The organism is Aquimarina macrocephali (assembly GCF_051627225.1).
In the GTDB taxonomy this organism is placed as follows: domain Bacteria; phylum Bacteroidota; class Bacteroidia; order Flavobacteriales; family Flavobacteriaceae; genus Aquimarina; species Aquimarina macrocephali.
In genome coordinates this window covers 4,949,000-4,967,099 of record NZ_CP151795.1, presented here as the reverse complement: position 1 = coordinate 4,967,099, position 18,100 = coordinate 4,949,000, and the positions used below count along the sequence as shown (strand labels likewise).

Genomic DNA, 18,100 nt, shown 5'->3' with positions numbered 1-18,100 from the left:
CACACTATAATTTAAATCCATCAGGGATTACAGTCCCCTTTTTTATAACAACAACTCCTTCTCTTATTACATATGAATCTTGTTCGGTGTCTTCAAGATGAATTCCTCCATTAATAACAACATCATTTCCTATCCTAGCATCTTTATCGATAATAGTATTAGTAATAGAACATCGATCTCCTACACCAATCGGCGGAATCCCATTATCGCGATCATTTTCTAATTCATTCATATTTTGATAAGTATTACTTCCGATCATATAGGTGTTTTTGATCATTGTATCGTCTCCGATTCTTGAACGAATACCAATTACTGAGCGTTCTATTTCTTTAGCATTAATAATACAACCTTCGGCAATCATGGATTTGTTTAATCGGGTGCCCGAAATTTTTGAAGGAGGAAGTATACGTGGCCTGGTTAAAACCGAATTTTCATTGTTGAATAAATCGAATTGAGGAATATCATCGGTTAAGTTAATGTTTGCTTCAAAAAAAGCAGGTACATTTCCAATATCTGTCCAATATCCTTCATATTGATATGCCAATACTTTATTTTTTGAAATTGCCTGTGGAATAATTTCTTTTCCGAAGTCAACAGTATCGGGGTTTGATAAAATATCGACCAGGAGTTGTTTATTAAATACATAAATCCCCATGGATGCAAGATAATGTCTGTTCTCTTTTTTCATTTCATCACTTACTTCAGACTCCCATCCAGAAAGTTCTTCCAGATCTGGTTTTTCTACAAAAGAAGAGATAAAACTATTCTCATCTGTTTTTAGGATCCCAAACTGAGTGGCTTCTTTAGATTTAACAGGAATAGTTGCAATAGAAATATCCGCTCCCTTATTTACATGAGCATCTAACATCTCATTAAAATCCATTTGATATAACTGATCACCAGATAAGATCAATGCGTATTCGAACTCATGGTTTAATAATTGATACATCGATTGGCGTACTGCATCTGCAGTACCTTGATACCATGTTTTATTATCTGGAGTTTGCTCTGCTGCCAGAATATCAACAAAAGCATCACTAAAATTACTAAAAATGTAAGTGTTCTTAATGTGCCTATTCAAGGATGCAGAGTTAAACTGAGTAAGCACGAACATTCTTTTTATATCACAATGTATACAATTAGAAATAGGAATATCTACTAACCTGTACTTTCCAGCTATAGATACTGCAGGTTTAGATCGTTGATCTGTAAGTGGGGATAATCGGGTTCCCTGACCTCCTCCTAAAATAATGGCAAGAACTTTTTTATTGATCATTTTATGATATTAGTGATTTGTATATGGCAATATATTGATGAGCAGATCGATCCCATGAGTGATCGATTTTCATTACTTGTTTTTGTATATTTCTATATTTTATTTGATCATTATATAGGTTTACTGCACGTTCTATTGCATAGCAAACATCCTGCACCGAGGCATTATCATGACATATCCCAAAACCTTCTTCTCCTACATCAATAACTGTATCCTTAAGTCCACCGATTCTTCTAACTATAGGAATGGTTCCATATCGCAATGCATACATCTGATTAAGGCCGCAAGGCTCTACCCGAGACGGCATTAATAAAAAATCTACTCCTGCATAAATGATATGAGATAACTTTTCATCATACCCTATGTATGCATTATATCTACCTGTAAATTTTTCTTGTAATGCTCGCAATTGTTCTTCTGTTTCGGGATTTCCAGAACCCAAAATCATAATGTTTATATCTGTAGTGCGCAGAGATTCTCTAATAATGCCTGGTAGGAGATCTGCTCCTTTTTCTCCTACTAACCGTCCAATAAAGCCAAAAAGAGGTTTATCTATGTCTAAATCATAATGAGTACAGATCCATTTTTTATTTTCGTTTTTGCCAAAAACTACATTAGACTCTTGATAATTGCTAATTACCATTGGATCTGTTTCGGGGTTCCAGGTATGAGTATCAATACCATTAAGGATTCCTATACATTTTTTTCTTTCATGCCTTAAAAGTCCTTCCAGGCCATTTGCGTTTTCTTGCAGCTCTTCCATATAACTTGGGGAAACCGTAGTTACTCTCCAAGCACATTTAATTCCTGAAGCCAATGGATTAATACAGTTATCCCAGTCTAGCAGCCCTATTTTCTCTTTATCGAAAGCAGGTAAGTAATGTAATTTATCATATGATAACTGCCCTTGGTATTGTGCATTATGAATAGTTAAGACTGTAGGTGTTTTCTGAAGATTTACATATGGTTTTGCATGGGTCATCAAAAAAGGAATCAATGCCGTATGGTGATCATGACAGTGAACTACATCAGGCATCTCCTCTAAACTTGTTATCCAATCCAAAACTGCTAATTGAAAAGTAATGCATCGCTCTGCATCATCCTCGTAATTATATACATTGGGCCTATCTAATACTCCTTTGATATATACGAGATATGCATTGAATCCAATATCAGGAGATTTTATTTTTTCTATGACATATGGATATCTGAGCTCTCCTAACTGTATTGTGCTTTTGTATATCGTTTTGAGTTTCGAATCCTTGACAAATTGATTATCATAAAATGGAGTTATTACACTAGTAGTAAGCTCCATTTTGTTTTGGTATTTTGGCAAAGCCCCTACAACGTCTGCCAGCCCACCAACTTTGGCAATGGGATAACATTCAAAACTTGTATGAAGAATATTCATGAATAAAACGAACCTATTTTTTTTAACTTGTTTTTATTGATTTAAAAATCATTTAAAACTATGAAAAACCCAATAGATACTGATTGTAATTATCTCAAAAACAAGCAGTGTTAATGATTATTTAATAAAAAAATAACCAAAAAATTTCATTATCAACATTCAGTGAAGAATTCGCAATAGGAGGAACTATATTATATCATTTTATGACTAGTTGGTATTAAGATTAGATTCTGTTGAAAAATAGAAATCCTGATATTCTATCTTAGAACTCATCTTTACTTATTTATAGTTCGCAGTGCTTTTTTAAGAATATACTGTGTTTCTTTGGTCGTGGATTCTTTTGCCCATCTGGCGCATATATTTTTCACCCAATCTGGCCTGGTTTTGCTGGCATCATTTAGCCAGTTGCCAACAGAATCCCTAACATATTTAGAAGAATCCGATTTAAGAGGGTCTAGTAATGGAATCCCTTTTTCTGGGTATTCTTTGAGTTCATCTATTTTTTTGGTCCACACTCCTATGGGACGTGTAGTTTCTACAGCATATCGTCTAACATTTTCATCAGTACTAGAAGTCCATTCTGATAAAATATCTATTGCCATATCCAGATTCTCAATAATAGCTTCTTTACAGGCAAATATTGCTACTTCTCTAACTCCAAAGTGTACATCTGCTGCATAAGGAGCAATGACTTTAAGTTTTTTATCAATTTCGCTTTCTCGAAGACCTGCCCAATATGTAGCCCAGCACCGTGGTACATCAGAAGTATGATTAGAAAGGTAATCAATAATACTTTGGTCATTGGTTAGCTGTAGAAATGTCATTCCTATAACTTTGGTATTAGCATTAGCAGAAGGTTTCTTTTGGGCTGACACGGCCTCATAAAAGCTATCATACCAATCCAGCTTTTTTAGATCATCAAGAATCTTTTTTAAGAGTACCAACTGGTCCACAGTAAGCCACTCCATAAGATTTGCAGTTTGGATCAATCCTTTATTTAAATAGGATATAACTTCGGTATCAAGGTCTTTAAAACTTCTAGCTCCTTTTCTATTAAGAATATGTTCTGGAATCATAGTAATGATATGTGTATAATGTACTTTTTCAAATGTAACAAAATAGTGTATAGGTAAGAAAAGTAAGTTTCTTAACCCCCTTCGTAGAAGAGGGTATTTTAATACTTAAAAAAAGAATTATTCTTCAAATTGATTAAAAGTATCAAAGTGATGCATTTGAACCGATTCGGGTTTAATGATACTAAAAGCCGAAGTGGCTATATCGTTTTTCATAATATCTGTAGCTGCATCTTTGGCAGATTTCATATCACTCCAATACACAATATCTATATATTTTCCATCTCCATTTTTTGCTGTAGTTCTTTCTATAAATCCGTAATATAGTTTTAAAACATCATTTAAAGAAGATAATGCTTTTTCGGCTTCTGTATTTGAATATCCTGGATTTACTTCAAATAATACAACTTCTACTACTTTACTTCTGGTTTTCATTAACAAAGGGTTTTGATTAAGTTTTGTTGCACAATTAAACAATAGGCTTACCATAATTGATTAGGATTAATTGTTTGTAATTTATGATTTTCATCAAAACTAAATCACACCTGTGACAACCCTATGTCAGTAGTATTTTTCTTTTGGAAAAGTTGAATAGCTACACTCTTCAGCTCTTTTTTTGTAATAATCTTCCAGACTAAAATGTTTAGGAGAAAAAAGTTCTTGAGTTTCAATAAGATTAACAATACGATCTGTTCTAAACTCACGGTAATCTTTTCTTAATCTACAATGAGCAATCATAATCCAGGTATTGTTAGTAAAATAAGCTCCAAGTGGTTCAATCAACCTTTTACTATACTCCCCGGATGCTTTGGTGTATTGGATTTCGAGCACTCTAAAATCTGTAATGGCTTGTTGAATGACAGATAAAGAAGTACTTGGGTGAATTGCAGTTCTGTTATACGTAAAAACGCGTTCTTCTAGAATTTTGAGTTTTTCTTTTTGTGTAGTTTTAAGTACTGCAATTACCTTATCTATAGCTTCCTGATATTCATTAATCAGGGATTGGTCATTATTGGTTTTTATAATTTTGGACGCAGTAAGTAGTGCATTTGCCTCTTTTTCGGTAAACATAACTGGTGGTAAAGAGTACCCATCTACCAGATAATATCCTGTACCTGCTTCGGCGCCAATTGGCACTCCTGCATCAGTGAGAGCCTGCATATCTCTATATATGGTACGTAAACTCACATCAAACTTGTTCGCGAGTTCTGCTGCCTGAACAACTTTTTTGGATTGTAATTTTACTAATATGGCTGTTAATCGATGTAAACGTTTCATTATTCGGTTTCATGTTCATCAGATGATGATAAAGCATCATCAATCTCACTTAGATCTGTTGTGTTATTAATAAAGTATTCAGTTTCTTCTATACTTTCATTAGGTTCTGCTGTTTCCAATTCTTGAGTTGGATTCATTTTTTTATCTCTTATCATCCCTCCTGTCATAATCAAGCTAGTACCTATAATTACAAATAACAATATTCCCGGTTCGAATCCTTCAATCATAGCTTCTGCGGGGATAGCATAAAATAAAAGTACTGTAATTAACCCCCTTGGTGCAATAAACAATTGGGGTGAAATATCTTTTCCCATAAAAAGGCGTAGCAACCCATATCGTATAACATAAATAGAGATTAATATCAAAAGACTAATCAGAGTAACTTTTAGACTTAACAAGGAAGAAAGCACAATGGTAATTCCGAAAATCACAAAGAACAATGTACGTATCACAAAGGCAGTTTCTGCAGTAATTACGTGCAACTCATGATAGATAGATTTTGCTTTTTCGAGATGAAGGTATCCTCTAAGTTTTCCTTGAAAAAATAATTTCATATTGGCAATAACTAATCCAAAGATCAGAATAATTATTAATGATGATAAGTGCATTTTTTTTCCTAAAGCATACAATAGCAACAGTACTGCGATAAGTAAAAACAGTTTCACCTGGCTTTTGATCTTCTGAAATATCAGAATAATAGCATAACTAGCTACTAACGAAATCACAATCGTAAGAATTAGATTAAGAAAAAAACCACCTACTCCCGAATCTTCTGCTGGATTTAATCTTCCGGTAAGGAAATAAAACAGCATAATTCCCAGAATATCAGAAAATGTACTTTCATAGATATGAAATTCTTTTTTTGCAGTTGGCAGTGATGATACGCTAGGTATAATAATTGCACTGGATAATATAGATAATGGTGTGGCATACAACCATGCAGATTGCATTGTCATTCCTTTTACTAATGCTTTTAAAATCACGGCTGCTATAAATGTAGAGGCTACCAATCCAATTAAAGCAATAGCCATCGATTTAAGAATGGGCATGAGTTTATCACTTTTTAACTCTAACTCCAAGGCTGCCTCGAGAACGATCATAATCAACCCTACAATACCCAGCATTTCCAGCATTGGGAAAAAATCAATAGTATCGCCTCCAAAAGCTTTAAGAATATATTGTATGATAATCCCCAGAACAATTAATAGTAGTACCGCAGGAACATTAGTTTTTTTGGCAACTCCATTAAAGATAAAGGATAAGATGATAATAAGCGAAATTCCTATAATAACATTGTAAGAAGAGAAAATTTCCATAAGGAGGTCTTGGTTGATTATATTTAGATGATCTATAAACGAATGAAAAGATAGTAAATTATTTTAAAGTAAAAGAGTTACTTTTAACTACTTTATAGTTTGATATAAGTATACTCCAGAGGTAGAGGTTTTTACTAAAACATAATACTATAAAATTTACCTATCGTATTCTATTCTAGAAAATATTACCTCCATTGTAAAAGGGATAACCCGATTCCAACAGTAGTTTGTCTATGATTATAATCTATAAGGCTTTCTCCATATCCATGAAATACCTGTGCATGAATCTGTAATAGATCCAGTACTTTAATTGCATAATCCAACTTAATACTACCTCGATTTCTACTTCCTCCTCGTAATGAATGTCTTGCTATTATGCTTACATCATGTCTTCCTCTAGAGAATGCAGATAAAAGTTCAACACGTCCTATATAATTTTCTATTCCCGGGTTGTTGTCTTCTATAGGAGTTTCTTGTACACGCCACCATGGTCGTAGTACAATGCTTAAAGAAGGGGTTTCCCATCCAACCTGTAAAATAACCCGGTTCCAACTTCTGGATAAGGGATTTGACCTCCCATTACTTTGATGATTAACACCAATCCCTGCAAATACACCATTGAGTCCCCAAATTTTATAAGCTGTAGGAAAGGTTAGCATAAATTCTGGTTCATAATTAGTTTCTCTAAAAGGTCTGGAGATATGTGCACTGTATAGTTGCCATCTAGAAGATTGAGTATAGGCAACCCATAAATCACCGCCTATCTTTTTACCAAATATGTTTCTTACAGCTCTGGTTTTAAAACTAAGTTGAAATTTTAATTCGGTATTTGAAAAATCAGAAGATTCATCTACAGAATTTATTGGGTTATCACTTATGGGTTGATTATTTATATCACTGGTATAGTTGGCCAGCAAGAAATAGACTGGTTTATATGGTACTATTTTAAAAAGTTTAATAGTATCATTATTGATTAGCCAACGTTGGGATAAATTTCCTCCCGGATCATGGATTATGGTTTGCCCCAAACTAAAAGAGTAGGTAAAAACCAATAAAATTAGAGAAATAAATACTTTCACGAATGCAATTTTCTTACTCTTAATACTCAACTATATTGAAAATGATTCCTAATATTCTAAATGAGGTATATATGTAATTTTTAAAATGTAGGATGGGATAAATATACATACTTTTAACAAGTAACTATTTATCAAATAGAGTAAATTATTTGTACACAAAAAAGGATACCCCCTATTCCATATACAATACTTTCTGCTTTAATAAATACATCTTGTACTACGTCTACTATCTAAAAGGCTAAAGATTAAAAATCAAATCGATAATTCATTTTAAAGGCGACTCCCCAGTTTGTACGAGTGATATCTTTGTTATAATTATCAGAAACAACCAAATATACATATGATAAAGGTTTGTATTCCCATTGTAATCTGCTGTTGATATTAAAATTATCTCGTTGTGTATTGTACTGCACATAGGTTGTCCAGTTTAAACGATTTGAAAAGAAAACTTGCCCCGTAAAACGAGTTAAATGAAAAGTTTCTTTTCCTAACAGATTCAAATCAATTTTATTAATATCATACCTTAATTCTAAATTAGCAAAAGGTAATAACTGATAATTTAAATATGCTCCCGCAGCTATTCTTTTTCCGCTATAATAATTCCCTTTTTGCACATTAAAACGGTATCTTAATTTTTGATTATTGGCAGAATTGTATCCAACCTTTAAAATACCAAAGCGATACTCATCTGGGGTTAAAGAATTACCATTCCCCAATGGGTCAAAACCATATCTTAAATCAACATAATCATATTTAAACACATAATATATAGCTGATAGATTTTTAAAGAATATAGCTGAGTTTAAGAAGTGTGATGACTGATTCAATTTACCATGTTCATCAAAATAGGTATCATTCTTATAATTTAAATAACGAACAGAGTTTAATCTTTTTGATTTTTCATAAAATTTCTCGTACTCCAATCCCGCAGTAGTTTGGGTATACCCTTCTCTTATAACAACATCATTAATAGCATCATAATTATACAATCTAGGTGTAAAACCAACATCTGTTATATAGTTTTTACCTAGATTTTTGATAGAAGCATTCCAGCTTAATCCTCTTTTATTAAACCAAATTGCTGCATTATAAAAATTATTGTCTTTAGAAATCCCATCATTAAAACTCTTTCCATAATTTGCCAAACCAAGCCATTTATTATTATCTGATTTATAATTGAGATTGATTCCTACTACCCGATTATAGTCATTAGTGAATTTAAATTTATCTGTTTGTTGGCGATTGATAAGAAAACCAGTTGCAGTAAATTTTTTTGATAATTGCTGCTCGGCAACCAGGGCTCCAAAATTTTCTGATGCAATTTCGTTTTCTTTATCTGTTTGTACGTCTAAAATTCCAATTCTAGTTTTTGGAGATACATTTCCTGATAATTTTAATCCAAATTGAATATCTGAATTTGCTCCAATACGCCTTGAGTAAAAAGGATTTACTCCATCAACACCAAGATTTGAAAATAGATCTGAATTTTCAAGAAAAAAATTACGTCTTTCTGGAAAAAAAATCGAAAACCGAGTAAGGTTTGTTACCTGTTGATCAATATCAATCTGCGAAAAATCAGGATTTATTGTCGCATCTAATCGTAAAGAAGAAGTTACATTATATTGCACATCTAAACTTGGTTTAAAGGTAGTTTTTGTATCATCATCCACCACATCATTCTGATAATTTGCGGTAATAGATGGTGTTGTCGTAAAACGTGAAATTGATGTATTAGGCAATGCTTCAACGGTCATTTTTTCTGTAAAACGTAAGTCAAAAAGGCGATAGTTTCGTTTTACATTTTTTAAAATAGTCCAGGAATTCTTTTTAATATCTCTAACATAAAACTGAACTCCGAAAACAGCATTATTCGCATTAAAATTTAGTGCCTTTAATGGAATAGCTATTTCATATTGCTTTTGCTTTCCATTAATAAAAGCTTTGGCTTTCCATACCGTACTCCAGCTTGTACTGAAACTATACCCTTCATTGATACGTTCAACAAGACCATCTATTTGTGTACTGTAACTATTTACTGAAAAATAATATGCACTTTGTTGTTGATTTTGAGTATCCAAAACCATGGCAAATCCATCACTTAACCCTATAGGAACATCTCGTTTTAATGAATTAACTCGCGTTTTTGTTGTAGTATCATTATAAATTAAACTCACATATAAATATTCTCCATCATGAAATAGTTTTACAGAAGTTTGATTTTCTGCTAACCCTTCATCTGTTGGCATATAATTATAAAATCCAGTATGCTCATGAAGTTCATTCCAAATAGGCTCCTCTAACTGACCGTCTATAGTAATTGTAGCATTCTTAAATTGAATTGTTTTTGTTTGCGCCTGAGTATGTAAAGCAGAAAAAAAACAAAGTACTATCAGAAGTATTTTTTTCATATATAAAATTTAAAAATCTATAATCGTGTTGCTGTTTTGCTAATTATTTTCCAATCATCCTTTAGCTTTTTTAATAGAAAAAGATCTATCAATTTTAATTTTCTTTCAGGTATTAAAATTTCGACTTTGGCTGTGGCTATATCACGGTGTATCTCGATAGAAAGAATATTTCCTATTCTTCCATTATAGGCTCCTTTTTTCTTATTCTTAAAAAACCTGAGATAATCTGTTGGAGTTAATCTTTTAAATGTATCTCTTACTGTAAGATATAAAGTTGCATCAGCAGTAAAGGCACTTTCTAGTTTTTCTACATCATTATAAGAACTCCCCTGAATATAATTCTTAAGTGTTTTTTCAATCATTTCCTTTTCTGATAATGAATGGTTTGTTTTGACTATCGCGTTTAAACTATTATAAAAAGGCATATCGTTATTTATAATAGTTTTATCATGGTTAATCATCTTGTTTTGTGATAAAACAATTAAAAAACAAAAAGGGAGCGTGGTAAAAAATAGACGTTTCATGGTTTTGTATCTTAAGTTTGATCAAAACTATGGTTGATATTCATACGGTTTTTAAAAAGTAGACCGAAGAGAAAATTTTGTCGATTAAGGCCTTTTTAGGTTTTGGTCATTGATTTTTGCCTATTTGTAGCTATAAATACTAGCTTGGTAGATAAATAATCTTTATGCGAGTTGTATAAGTTATATTTGCTATTTGGTATATGGAGTCTTTAAAAACATACTTTAATAAATCAGAAATACGACACGTATTGTTCTGGATGGGTATATTCTTGTATTTCACATTATCTGCTAATATTGATAACTATAACAGCTATCTACAAATAGTTGAGTCTTATATAATCTTCATTGCAATACAAATACTGCTGGCATACACTTGTCTATACTATTTGGTTCCAGTTTTTTTGAATAAGGGAAAAACAGGTTTGTTTGCTCTATGGTTGATTATACTATTGGTTTTTATGTACGCCTTGTATATTCTTTATAGAATATACTACTATGACGTTAGGTACTTTGAATATTACAGCCCAATAGTGCAACATTATGCAAAACAATCTTTTTGGGAAAGGCTTTCAAGTTTTTCGGTTTTTTTAAGTAAGAGTATTAAATTTTTAACCCCTACTGCCCTACTTTTAATGTTCAGGTTTTATAAAAACCAACAGAATTATTTAAAACTCAATGAACAGAAAAAAATAGCCGAATTGACTGCTCTGAAAAATCAATTAAATCCGCATTTTTTATTCAATACACTTAATAATTTGTATGCTCTAGCCATAAAAAAATCAGATCAGGCACCAGAAGTGATTGAAAAACTATCCGATATTTTGGATTATATGCTGTATCGCTGTAATAGCAAATTTGTTTCTATCCAAAAAGAAATAGAGTTGATTGAGAATTATATTGCTTTAGAAAAAATACGGTATGGAAATAGAGTTCGTATTTCTTTTAAAAATAGTAGTACAGAGGACTCTAAAATAGCCCCCTTACTGTTATTAACTTTTATTGAAAATGCATTTAAACATGGTGTGAGTCAGGAACTAAAGGAAGCTTTTATTTCAATCACAATTAGCTCAGATAACAATCATATTATTTTTAATATTGAAAATTCTAAATCAACGATATCTGTTGAAAATAAAAATCAGAAGTGTATTGGGTTAAGTAATGTTCAAAAACAATTAGATTTATTATACGGAGAAGATTATTCTTTGGATATTAAGGAAGAAAATGATAAATATTGTGTTCATTTAATTTTGGAAGCTAAATAATGTATAGATGTTTAATAGTAGATGATGAAGAATTGGCTAGAGAGCTAATCGAAACACATTTGAAACAGTTGGATGGTTTTGAATTAGTGGCATCCTGTAATAGTGCCATAGAAGCTAGTAAAGTTTTACAACAACAATCAATTGATTTACTCTTTCTCGATATAGAAATGCCTGTATTAAATGGTACGGATTTTTTTAAAAACCTTATTGTTAAGCCGCATGTAATATTTACCACGGCATATAGAGATTATGCTCTTGACGGGTTTGAATTGAATGCTGTAGATTATCTTTTAAAACCCATAACATTTAGTCGGTTTTTTATGGCAACCGAAAAATTTATCTCATTGCAAAATACACGATCAATCTCAACCGAAGTTGAGAAGACTACCACTACCCAAAAGGATAATTTTATTTTTATACGTGAAGATCGAAAACAAGTGAAAGTCTTTTATGATGATATTTTATATATAGAAAGTGTGAAGGATTACATTAAGATTCATTTATCTAATAAAACTCGACTTATAAAGTATAGCTTAACGGCATTCGAAGATAGATTGGATGAACGATTTATAAGAACGCATCGTTCCTATATCGTAAATCGAGATAAAATTACAGCATATACAAAACAAGATATTGAAATTGATGCTATTGAAATTCCTATCGGAGAAAATTACAAAATGAATATATCTGATTTGTAGTTTTTTTATTCTGCTAAGAGTGCTATTTGAAAATGTTTATTGGTAGTATTAGCTCCCTTGAATCCTCAGTAAAACATATAAATTAACATCCTCAATTTATAAATATATACCACCCGCTCTTGTTTTTTAGTTATTGATAGTACTATATTCGCCATAGGAATAGACTTACACTGATTTAAGTAAGGTTGTGGATATACAAGCTGATGAAGTACGTGTTTATGGTCTAATTTTAATTGGAAAAATAAAAGGAATACAAACAAAATGAAAAAACGTTTTTTAAATTACTCATTAATTACATTACTATTAGTTACGACCTTTGGTTGCGGTTCAGACTCAGAAGATAGCCAAGATCTTAATGAACAAATAGAAGTAATAGACGCCAAGGTTACTTCTTTTTCTACAGAGTATGCCTATGTCAACGATCTAGTATCTATTCTAGGAGAAAATTTTGGTAGTGATATAACCGATACAAAAGTATATCTGGACAATAAAGCAGTTGAGGTTACTATTGTTAACAATACTACAATAACAATAAAAGTACCTGAAGGGCTTAGTGCGCTTCCAGATTTAAAAATTGAAATTCCAAATACGAATATTTCTTTTAATGATTCGTATAAAAACTTAGCTGTATTAGACAATACAAAAAATAAGTGGATAATAATTGATCACGATTATAATTCGATTGAAAGCATAAAGAATTTTAGAGGTGTTGATAAAGAAAAAGTTTATTTTTCGATACAAAATAATTCATCCAATGATGTTTTTGAAGTAACCAAATCGTTTAACGGGGGAGTTAGTATTTCTAATATTAATCAAGATCATAATTTTCTTGATGGAGGATTCTTTTTAAGTTCAAAAGAAAATGAATACTCATTAAGATCATTGGCTTTATACCGTAAAAATAAAGGAGGAGAAAGCAAGTTGCTTAATGATTTTACTCAAAATGGTTCTTGGGGATTAGATTTTTTTGTTGATAATGATGAAACTAATATCATAGTCGCAACATCAGAAGGAAGAATTTATAAATCTACTGATACTGGTAGTACATTTGATAAAGTACATGAAAATGTTCCTTCAAATTTCGAATTCGAAGCTTTTTTTGCACTTTCTTCAAGTCAGGTTTGGTTAGGAGGATATACATACCCATTCCCTGAAAACAAGTCTTACTATCCTGCTAAGCTATTATACTTAAAAGATGGAAACTGGACTAATAAAGAAATACAAATAGAAAATAAAGCGGGTAATTATGAATATATCAAGAAAATTCATTTTGTAGATGCAACTACAGGATATGCCATTGCTTATGTTAAGAACCTTAATGGTGATGAAAAATATGTGATTATTAAATCAGAAACAAAAGGAGATACCTGGAGTATTATTCGTGAAAGCAGCTCAAAAGCAGAAGCATTTGCATTTAAAAACAAAGACATTGGTTGGTATATCTCAGGAAAAAATATTTTTAAAACTGTAGACGGAGGAGCATCATGGGAACTTTATTATACTAATGATACAGACTGTAAAGGAGTTTTATACAACGAGGATACACTTTGGGTTATAGCGAATGGAAAGATACTAAAGCATTATTTTTAAATAATTGAAACGTGTATTACGAGCTTACTAAGTTTTAGGGTTTTTCTGCTTTTCGAAATATACTATTGAAATCCCAATCGAAGAAAATTACAAAATGAATATATCTGATTTGTAGCTATATTATATTATTCTAAAAGTGTTATTTGAAAATTGAAATGAGATTAAATCACTTATAAAACACGTAACAATACGTGTTTTATAAGTGATCATCTTTGAAGAATATGTATTAACTCTGTTTATTATGAATTAATTATTTTGTCATTTTCACTTCTCTTCCATTTAATGGTTGTTCATTTCTATAATTATTTAAAGGCATCAGATCTCTTAAGATTTTTACTTGTCTTAAAGATATTGTGATGGGTTCTTTAAAAATAAACCAATTTACACCTTGAGTACATGGTGGTGTGGTCAATGATCCTACATAGGTATAATATCCTTTATCTTTTGGAAGGTTATAACTAAGATTAAATGGCATTCCTATAGTTTTAGTTTCCCCATTTTTAACAGGTAAATAACTTTCTAAAAATCTGAAAGGAGCACTGGTTTTCCCTTCTTTTGCCATTACAGCAAGAACTAAGTATTCTCCTTTAGAATTAGTATGTACCATATGTATTACAATTGGATATCGAATACCATTTATGGTATGTTCTGAAGACTCATGAAAATGAATTTGCTTTAAATTATATTTAGTATCCTTGTACATAAGATAATCTCCTTCTTCAAAATTATATTGAATTGAATGTCCGTTATTAACCACATCATGTATTTTGGTATTAGATACATAATGAATAGCTAAGGGTTTTAAATTAGTATCAACTATTGCATTTAAACTCACAATATTTATAGGGGATTGAAATTTCCCTCCACAATCTGAATTCTTTTCAATTTCTGCCCAATGTTCTGGACTCGTTTCCCCTACATAACTCCAATGCTTTTTTGCATGATCTGTTGTCGTAATGGTTTTTTCTTTAGTAATTTCTAAAGAGTGTTCCTTTCTAATTTTCTCTTTTGTATTCGTACAAGAAGTTATTACAATTATCGTTGTAATTGCTACTATACATACAGTATTAATATAGATTTTCATTTCTTTTATTTAAATATGAAACTTAAGTGTTGTTTGTAAAATGTGGTTATTCCTAAAATGATTAGTCGTTGTTGATACATAATCATTCATATAACCAAGTCCTATGAATGTATTTTTAAGTATAGGATATGATAACCCAACATAAAACCAGTTTTGATTTAAAGATTTAGGAACAATCCCCGAGTCTGTATTCAACCAAATTTCATCAAAAACAACTCCCTTTACTTTTGTATTACCATACACTGTGAACAAAGGAATCTGAAATGTAAAACGATACCTAAATCGCATTTTAAAATCTGTTTCATTGGTTTTAAAAACATTAGGAGTTACTTCTGTAACCTGATCAATGAAACGTTGTTCAAATCTAAATCGATGTTTAAAATTAGATTTCCCAGACATATGAGATAATGTCACTTGTTCCCAAACATTGTTTTCATTAAAGTTATGTGTGGGCTTATAATTTTTTGCAAAACTATAACCTACTGCAAAATCCAGAGTTTCATTGGATTTATAATGTATAGAAGGTCTAATTAATATTTGTTGCCACTCTTTTAAAAAACTGGTTCTTCTAAAATGTGCTTCATTTTTTATATAAACTTTATTGTTTATAGCGTAATCGACAATTATAGAATTCCAGGAGCTATAACTCTTTTCTGTGGTCAGGTTTTGACCAAATACTGTTATTGGAATAATAAACAGTATGATTTTTATATATTTCACAATATTATTATTAAAATTAAATATCAAAATCAGGGATTAACTTTTGTCAATCCCAAACATTTATGATTTATAAATAATAATTTTATGAATATACTTTTAGGCAACAGTACAGGATATAGTACTTACTTTTTACAGCAGAAAATCGATAATTTTTTTTATTAAAATCATCATTATTTTTAGTAGTAACCTTTCTATTTAGAAATGTACAAAAAGCACTTTTAGAGTATTCTTCTTCTTCCCTGTCTTCAAATTCATCAAAGTCTATACTATCAATAAACGTTTGATCTTTATACTCAAGATCTGTATCACTATCAACACTGTGTATAGAAAAAGATTCGGTTACTAAATTGTTATAAGAAGTAGTATCTGCATTAGCTTTATTACCTAAAAAAAGTGCAGATATCAGAGTTATTAGTACTCTAAATGAATAATATTTAACAAAGGAAAGATTCATTATACCAACAAAAGTATCTATTTAGACTAATTGGTTATCTGTAGTGTAGTTGTTTTTAACACAAACTTTAACACCTCTTTCCTATATCATGATTTTTACAACAGGGTTCTATTACTTTTTTTTAATTAGTCTTAGAGTATATTCCATAACAGTATCTACATTGTTTAGATAATCATCTATAGATTGTGTAATAGTATAATCTGGCATAATACCACGATCAACAGGAAGTGTAGTTGCCGTGGTTACATAGGTGTTTCTGCTTACTGCATAAATGATACCCGTATTTGGTAACCTAAGTCTTTTTTGTCCACCTGTGCAGAATTGATTTGAGCCCAATTCTTCTCCAACCAGAGTTGCCAACTTTAAGTGTTTTACCAACGACATAAAATGCCCGGTAGTAGAACCACCATTTCCATCAATAGTAAAATATAAATTGTTTTTAAATCCATTTTCAAATGGTTTAACGGGCTCTAATTTTTCATTAAATTGAGAATTCGAAAAGTATACAAATGGTATTTGAGCAAGATATTTAAGCAAATAGATACCGGCATCAGATGGTCCACCACCATTTCCTCTTACGTCAATTACTAAATTTTTAATCTTTTTTTGTTCCAGTTCTTTAAAACTAGTATCCATAAATGCTTTAAATTCTGGGAATTTACTTCCATAATAAGCAAAAGAACGTATTGTCATTATTGCAGATGTATTATCATTCATATACTGTAAACACAACTGCTCTTTGCACAAATATTCTGGGAGTTTTTGAAAATTATTTTGGTAGTTTTTGAGTTTTTTTAATTCAACTGGCTTAGATTTTCCTTTTATAGTCACTACATAAGATTTTGGAAAACCCAGTGCATAAGGAATGATCGATGTAGAATGTGAATTAATGAAGTTCTTTTTGTACGTTTCGATATTACCTTGTGATGAGATATGTTTATAGATTTCGTTTTTGATAGTTTCAAATTCAATTCCGTTAATTGAGGTAATCTCACTTTTAGGTACTACTATCTCTCTATTGATTAGCGGATCTGACACGTATAATTTGTCACTAATTAATTTTACTTCTATAGGAAAGCGTAAATCTATAGGTATCATCTTTCTTTCTTGATTAAAATACCCCATTGATGTATGACTACAACTAATATTTGCTATAATCTCACTACAATGCCAGATAAATTCACTAAAAGTTGTACGTTCTGTTATCAAGCTCTTTTTTACTTCTATTGCTTTCCAGAAATCATCTTTAGTAATGAATTTATAGGCATTAGGATTAACTTCTGTTAATCGGCGACCTAATTCGTCTAAGTCATTTTTATATTGTTTTATTGAATACACTTTATGAAATCTTGTAGAATCATATTCGGCATATTTAATTTTATTGATCCAATCTTCGGCATTTATATTTTTAGAATTTAGCTTAAGAGATTTTTCATAATTCTGAACTGCCAATTCTTTATTACCATCGGCATGATAAGCTTCTCCCAAACTATCATATGGATTTGAAGAATTTGGAAATTCTGCAACCAATAGTTCGAAAATCTTAATAGCATCCTTTATTTTGCCCTTATCTAGTAATTGATAGCCATAATTATTAAGCTCATTTTCATCATCAAAATTATAAGCTTCAGGATTTTCTCTTTTAAGCCTGTGATAATGCGCTATGATTTCTTCAATACTTGTGGCAGAAATACTAGAAATCGTTTCTACAATTGATTTTTTAACCACAGTAGAATCATTATTTAGTAAAGCATCTGTTTTACTTTTTTCTTGAGAGATACAGCTTGTTAATAGGCATGTGCACATAAACACATTAAAAAGAATTTTGATTTGTTTTTTCATTATGTATTGATTGATAAATTCTTTTACAAAAAACAGAGTTTTGTTACAATTATTGGGTATGAAACTAGACTGTTTTGGTTTGAAT

16 protein-coding genes are annotated in these 18,100 nt (G+C 30.9%); 3 read left to right on the top strand and 13 right to left on the bottom strand.

All coding sequences use genetic code 11. The annotated features are described in order from the left end of the window. Positions 1-4: 4 nt before the first annotated feature. The 9 genes from AAFU52_RS21995 to AAFU52_RS21955 all read right to left on the bottom strand — a co-directional run bounded on the left by AAFU52_RS21995 (position 5) and on the right by AAFU52_RS21955 (position 10,365). Entirely contained in the window at positions 5-1,276 is a 1,272-nt protein-coding gene (locus AAFU52_RS21995; protein WP_438423564.1) for a glucose-1-phosphate adenylyltransferase, read from the bottom strand. Between the two features lies 1 nt (position 1,277). Continuing rightward, the gene (locus tag AAFU52_RS21990) at positions 1,278-2,687 is read right to left on the bottom strand and encodes a glycogen synthase (RefSeq protein ID WP_438423563.1); all 1,410 of its coding nucleotides are present in this window, start codon (positions 2,685-2,687) and stop codon (positions 1,278-1,280) included. Between the two features lie 275 nt (positions 2,688-2,962). Continuing rightward, complete coding sequence (locus AAFU52_RS21985) at positions 2,963-3,763, bottom strand: DNA alkylation repair protein (protein ID WP_438423562.1); 801 nt, start codon at positions 3,761-3,763, stop codon at positions 2,963-2,965. Between the two features lie 117 nt (positions 3,764-3,880). Next, positions 3,881-4,195: a hypothetical protein gene (locus AAFU52_RS21980; RefSeq protein WP_024770194.1), complete on the bottom strand. Its 315-nt coding sequence runs from the start codon at positions 4,193-4,195 to the stop codon at positions 3,881-3,883. Between the two features lie 126 nt (positions 4,196-4,321). After that, complete coding sequence (locus AAFU52_RS21975; RefSeq protein ID WP_051473723.1) at positions 4,322-5,038, bottom strand: helix-turn-helix transcriptional regulator; 717 nt, start codon at positions 5,036-5,038, stop codon at positions 4,322-4,324. Then, a complete protein-coding gene (locus AAFU52_RS21970) occupies positions 5,038-6,354 on the bottom strand; it encodes a cation:proton antiporter domain-containing protein (protein ID WP_024770193.1) in 1,317 nt (438 codons plus the stop codon). The genes AAFU52_RS21975 and AAFU52_RS21970 overlap by 1 nt, the downstream gene beginning before the upstream one ends. A gap of 185 nt (positions 6,355-6,539) precedes the next feature. After that, positions 6,540-7,433, bottom strand: coding sequence for a phospholipase A (locus AAFU52_RS21965; protein WP_438423561.1), 894 nt, complete (start codon positions 7,431-7,433; stop codon positions 6,540-6,542). A gap of 245 nt (positions 7,434-7,678) precedes the next feature. Further along, entirely contained in the window at positions 7,679-9,841 is a 2,163-nt protein-coding gene (locus AAFU52_RS21960) for a DUF5916 domain-containing protein (RefSeq protein ID WP_438423560.1), read from the bottom strand. Between the two features lie 17 nt (positions 9,842-9,858). Continuing rightward, entirely contained in the window at positions 9,859-10,365 is a 507-nt protein-coding gene (locus AAFU52_RS21955) for a nuclear transport factor 2 family protein (protein ID WP_438423559.1), read from the bottom strand. Positions 10,366-10,997: 632 nt separating this feature from the next. Here AAFU52_RS21955 and AAFU52_RS21950 point away from each other — a divergent pair. From AAFU52_RS21950 to AAFU52_RS21940, 3 genes are all read left to right on the top strand, one after another. Next, positions 10,998-11,627: a sensor histidine kinase gene (locus tag AAFU52_RS21950; RefSeq protein WP_438423558.1), complete on the top strand. Its 630-nt coding sequence runs from the start codon at positions 10,998-11,000 to the stop codon at positions 11,625-11,627. Then, positions 11,627-12,325, top strand: coding sequence for a LytR/AlgR family response regulator transcription factor (locus AAFU52_RS21945; RefSeq protein ID WP_035091487.1), 699 nt, complete (start codon positions 11,627-11,629; stop codon positions 12,323-12,325). Before AAFU52_RS21950 ends, AAFU52_RS21945 begins: the two co-directional genes overlap by 1 nt. Before the next feature lie 261 nt (positions 12,326-12,586). Further along, positions 12,587-13,915 carry an IPT/TIG domain-containing protein gene (locus AAFU52_RS21940; protein ID WP_438423557.1) on the top strand — a complete coding sequence of 443 codons (1,329 nt, stop codon included), beginning with the start codon at positions 12,587-12,589 and terminating at the stop codon, positions 13,913-13,915. A gap of 250 nt (positions 13,916-14,165) precedes the next feature. On the opposite strand, the gene AAFU52_RS21935 is transcribed toward AAFU52_RS21940, so the two are convergent. The 4 genes from AAFU52_RS21935 to AAFU52_RS21920 all read right to left on the bottom strand — a co-directional run bounded on the left by AAFU52_RS21935 (position 14,166) and on the right by AAFU52_RS21920 (position 18,015). Further along, entirely contained in the window at positions 14,166-14,999 is an 834-nt protein-coding gene (locus AAFU52_RS21935; RefSeq protein WP_438423556.1) for a carbonic anhydrase, read from the bottom strand. Positions 15,000-15,008: 9 nt separating this feature from the next. Continuing rightward, positions 15,009-15,719: a DUF2490 domain-containing protein gene (locus AAFU52_RS21930; RefSeq protein ID WP_438423555.1), complete on the bottom strand. Its 711-nt coding sequence runs from the start codon at positions 15,717-15,719 to the stop codon at positions 15,009-15,011. Positions 15,720-15,801: 82 nt separating this feature from the next. Next, on the bottom strand, positions 15,802-16,173 hold the full coding sequence (locus AAFU52_RS21925) for a hypothetical protein (RefSeq protein WP_024770184.1): 372 nt from the start codon (positions 16,171-16,173) through the stop codon (positions 15,802-15,804). 111 nt (positions 16,174-16,284) lie between these two features. Continuing rightward, the gene (locus tag AAFU52_RS21920; RefSeq protein WP_438423554.1) at positions 16,285-18,015 is read right to left on the bottom strand and encodes a S41 family peptidase; all 1,731 of its coding nucleotides are present in this window, start codon (positions 18,013-18,015) and stop codon (positions 16,285-16,287) included. Positions 18,016-18,100: the final 85 nt, after the last annotated feature.

Bases quoted from the DNA above. Each gene is read 5' to 3' on its own strand.
- AAFU52_RS21960 (WP_438423560.1), bottom strand. From the start codon at position 9,841: ATGAAAAAAATACTTCTGATAGTACTTTGTTTTTTTTCTGCTTTACAT.
- AAFU52_RS21940 (WP_438423557.1), top strand. From the start codon at position 12,587: ATGAAAAAACGTTTTTTAAATTACTCATTAATTACATTACTATTAGTT.
- AAFU52_RS21950 (WP_438423558.1), top strand. From the start codon at position 10,998: ATGTTCAGGTTTTATAAAAACCAACAGAATTATTTAAAACTCAATGAA.
- AAFU52_RS21985 (WP_438423562.1), bottom strand. From the start codon at position 3,763: ATGATTCCAGAACATATTCTTAATAGAAAAGGAGCTAGAAGTTTTAAA.
- AAFU52_RS21970 (WP_024770193.1), bottom strand. From the start codon at position 6,354: ATGGAAATTTTCTCTTCTTACAATGTTATTATAGGAATTTCGCTTATT.
- AAFU52_RS21945 (WP_035091487.1), top strand. From the start codon at position 11,627: ATGTATAGATGTTTAATAGTAGATGATGAAGAATTGGCTAGAGAGCTA.
- AAFU52_RS21935 (WP_438423556.1), bottom strand. From the start codon at position 14,999: ATGAAAATCTATATTAATACTGTATGTATAGTAGCAATTACAACGATA.
- AAFU52_RS21920 (WP_438423554.1), bottom strand. From the start codon at position 18,015: ATGAAAAAACAAATCAAAATTCTTTTTAATGTGTTTATGTGCACATGC.
- AAFU52_RS21980 (WP_024770194.1), bottom strand. From the start codon at position 4,195: ATGAAAACCAGAAGTAAAGTAGTAGAAGTTGTATTATTTGAAGTAAAT.
- AAFU52_RS21995 (WP_438423564.1), bottom strand. From the start codon at position 1,276: ATGATCAATAAAAAAGTTCTTGCCATTATTTTAGGAGGAGGTCAGGGA.
- AAFU52_RS21925 (WP_024770184.1), bottom strand. From the start codon at position 16,173: ATGAATCTTTCCTTTGTTAAATATTATTCATTTAGAGTACTAATAACT.
- AAFU52_RS21990 (WP_438423563.1), bottom strand. From the start codon at position 2,687: ATGAATATTCTTCATACAAGTTTTGAATGTTATCCCATTGCCAAAGTT.
- AAFU52_RS21955 (WP_438423559.1), bottom strand. From the start codon at position 10,365: ATGAAACGTCTATTTTTTACCACGCTCCCTTTTTGTTTTTTAATTGTT.
- AAFU52_RS21975 (WP_051473723.1), bottom strand. From the start codon at position 5,038: ATGAAACGTTTACATCGATTAACAGCCATATTAGTAAAATTACAATCC.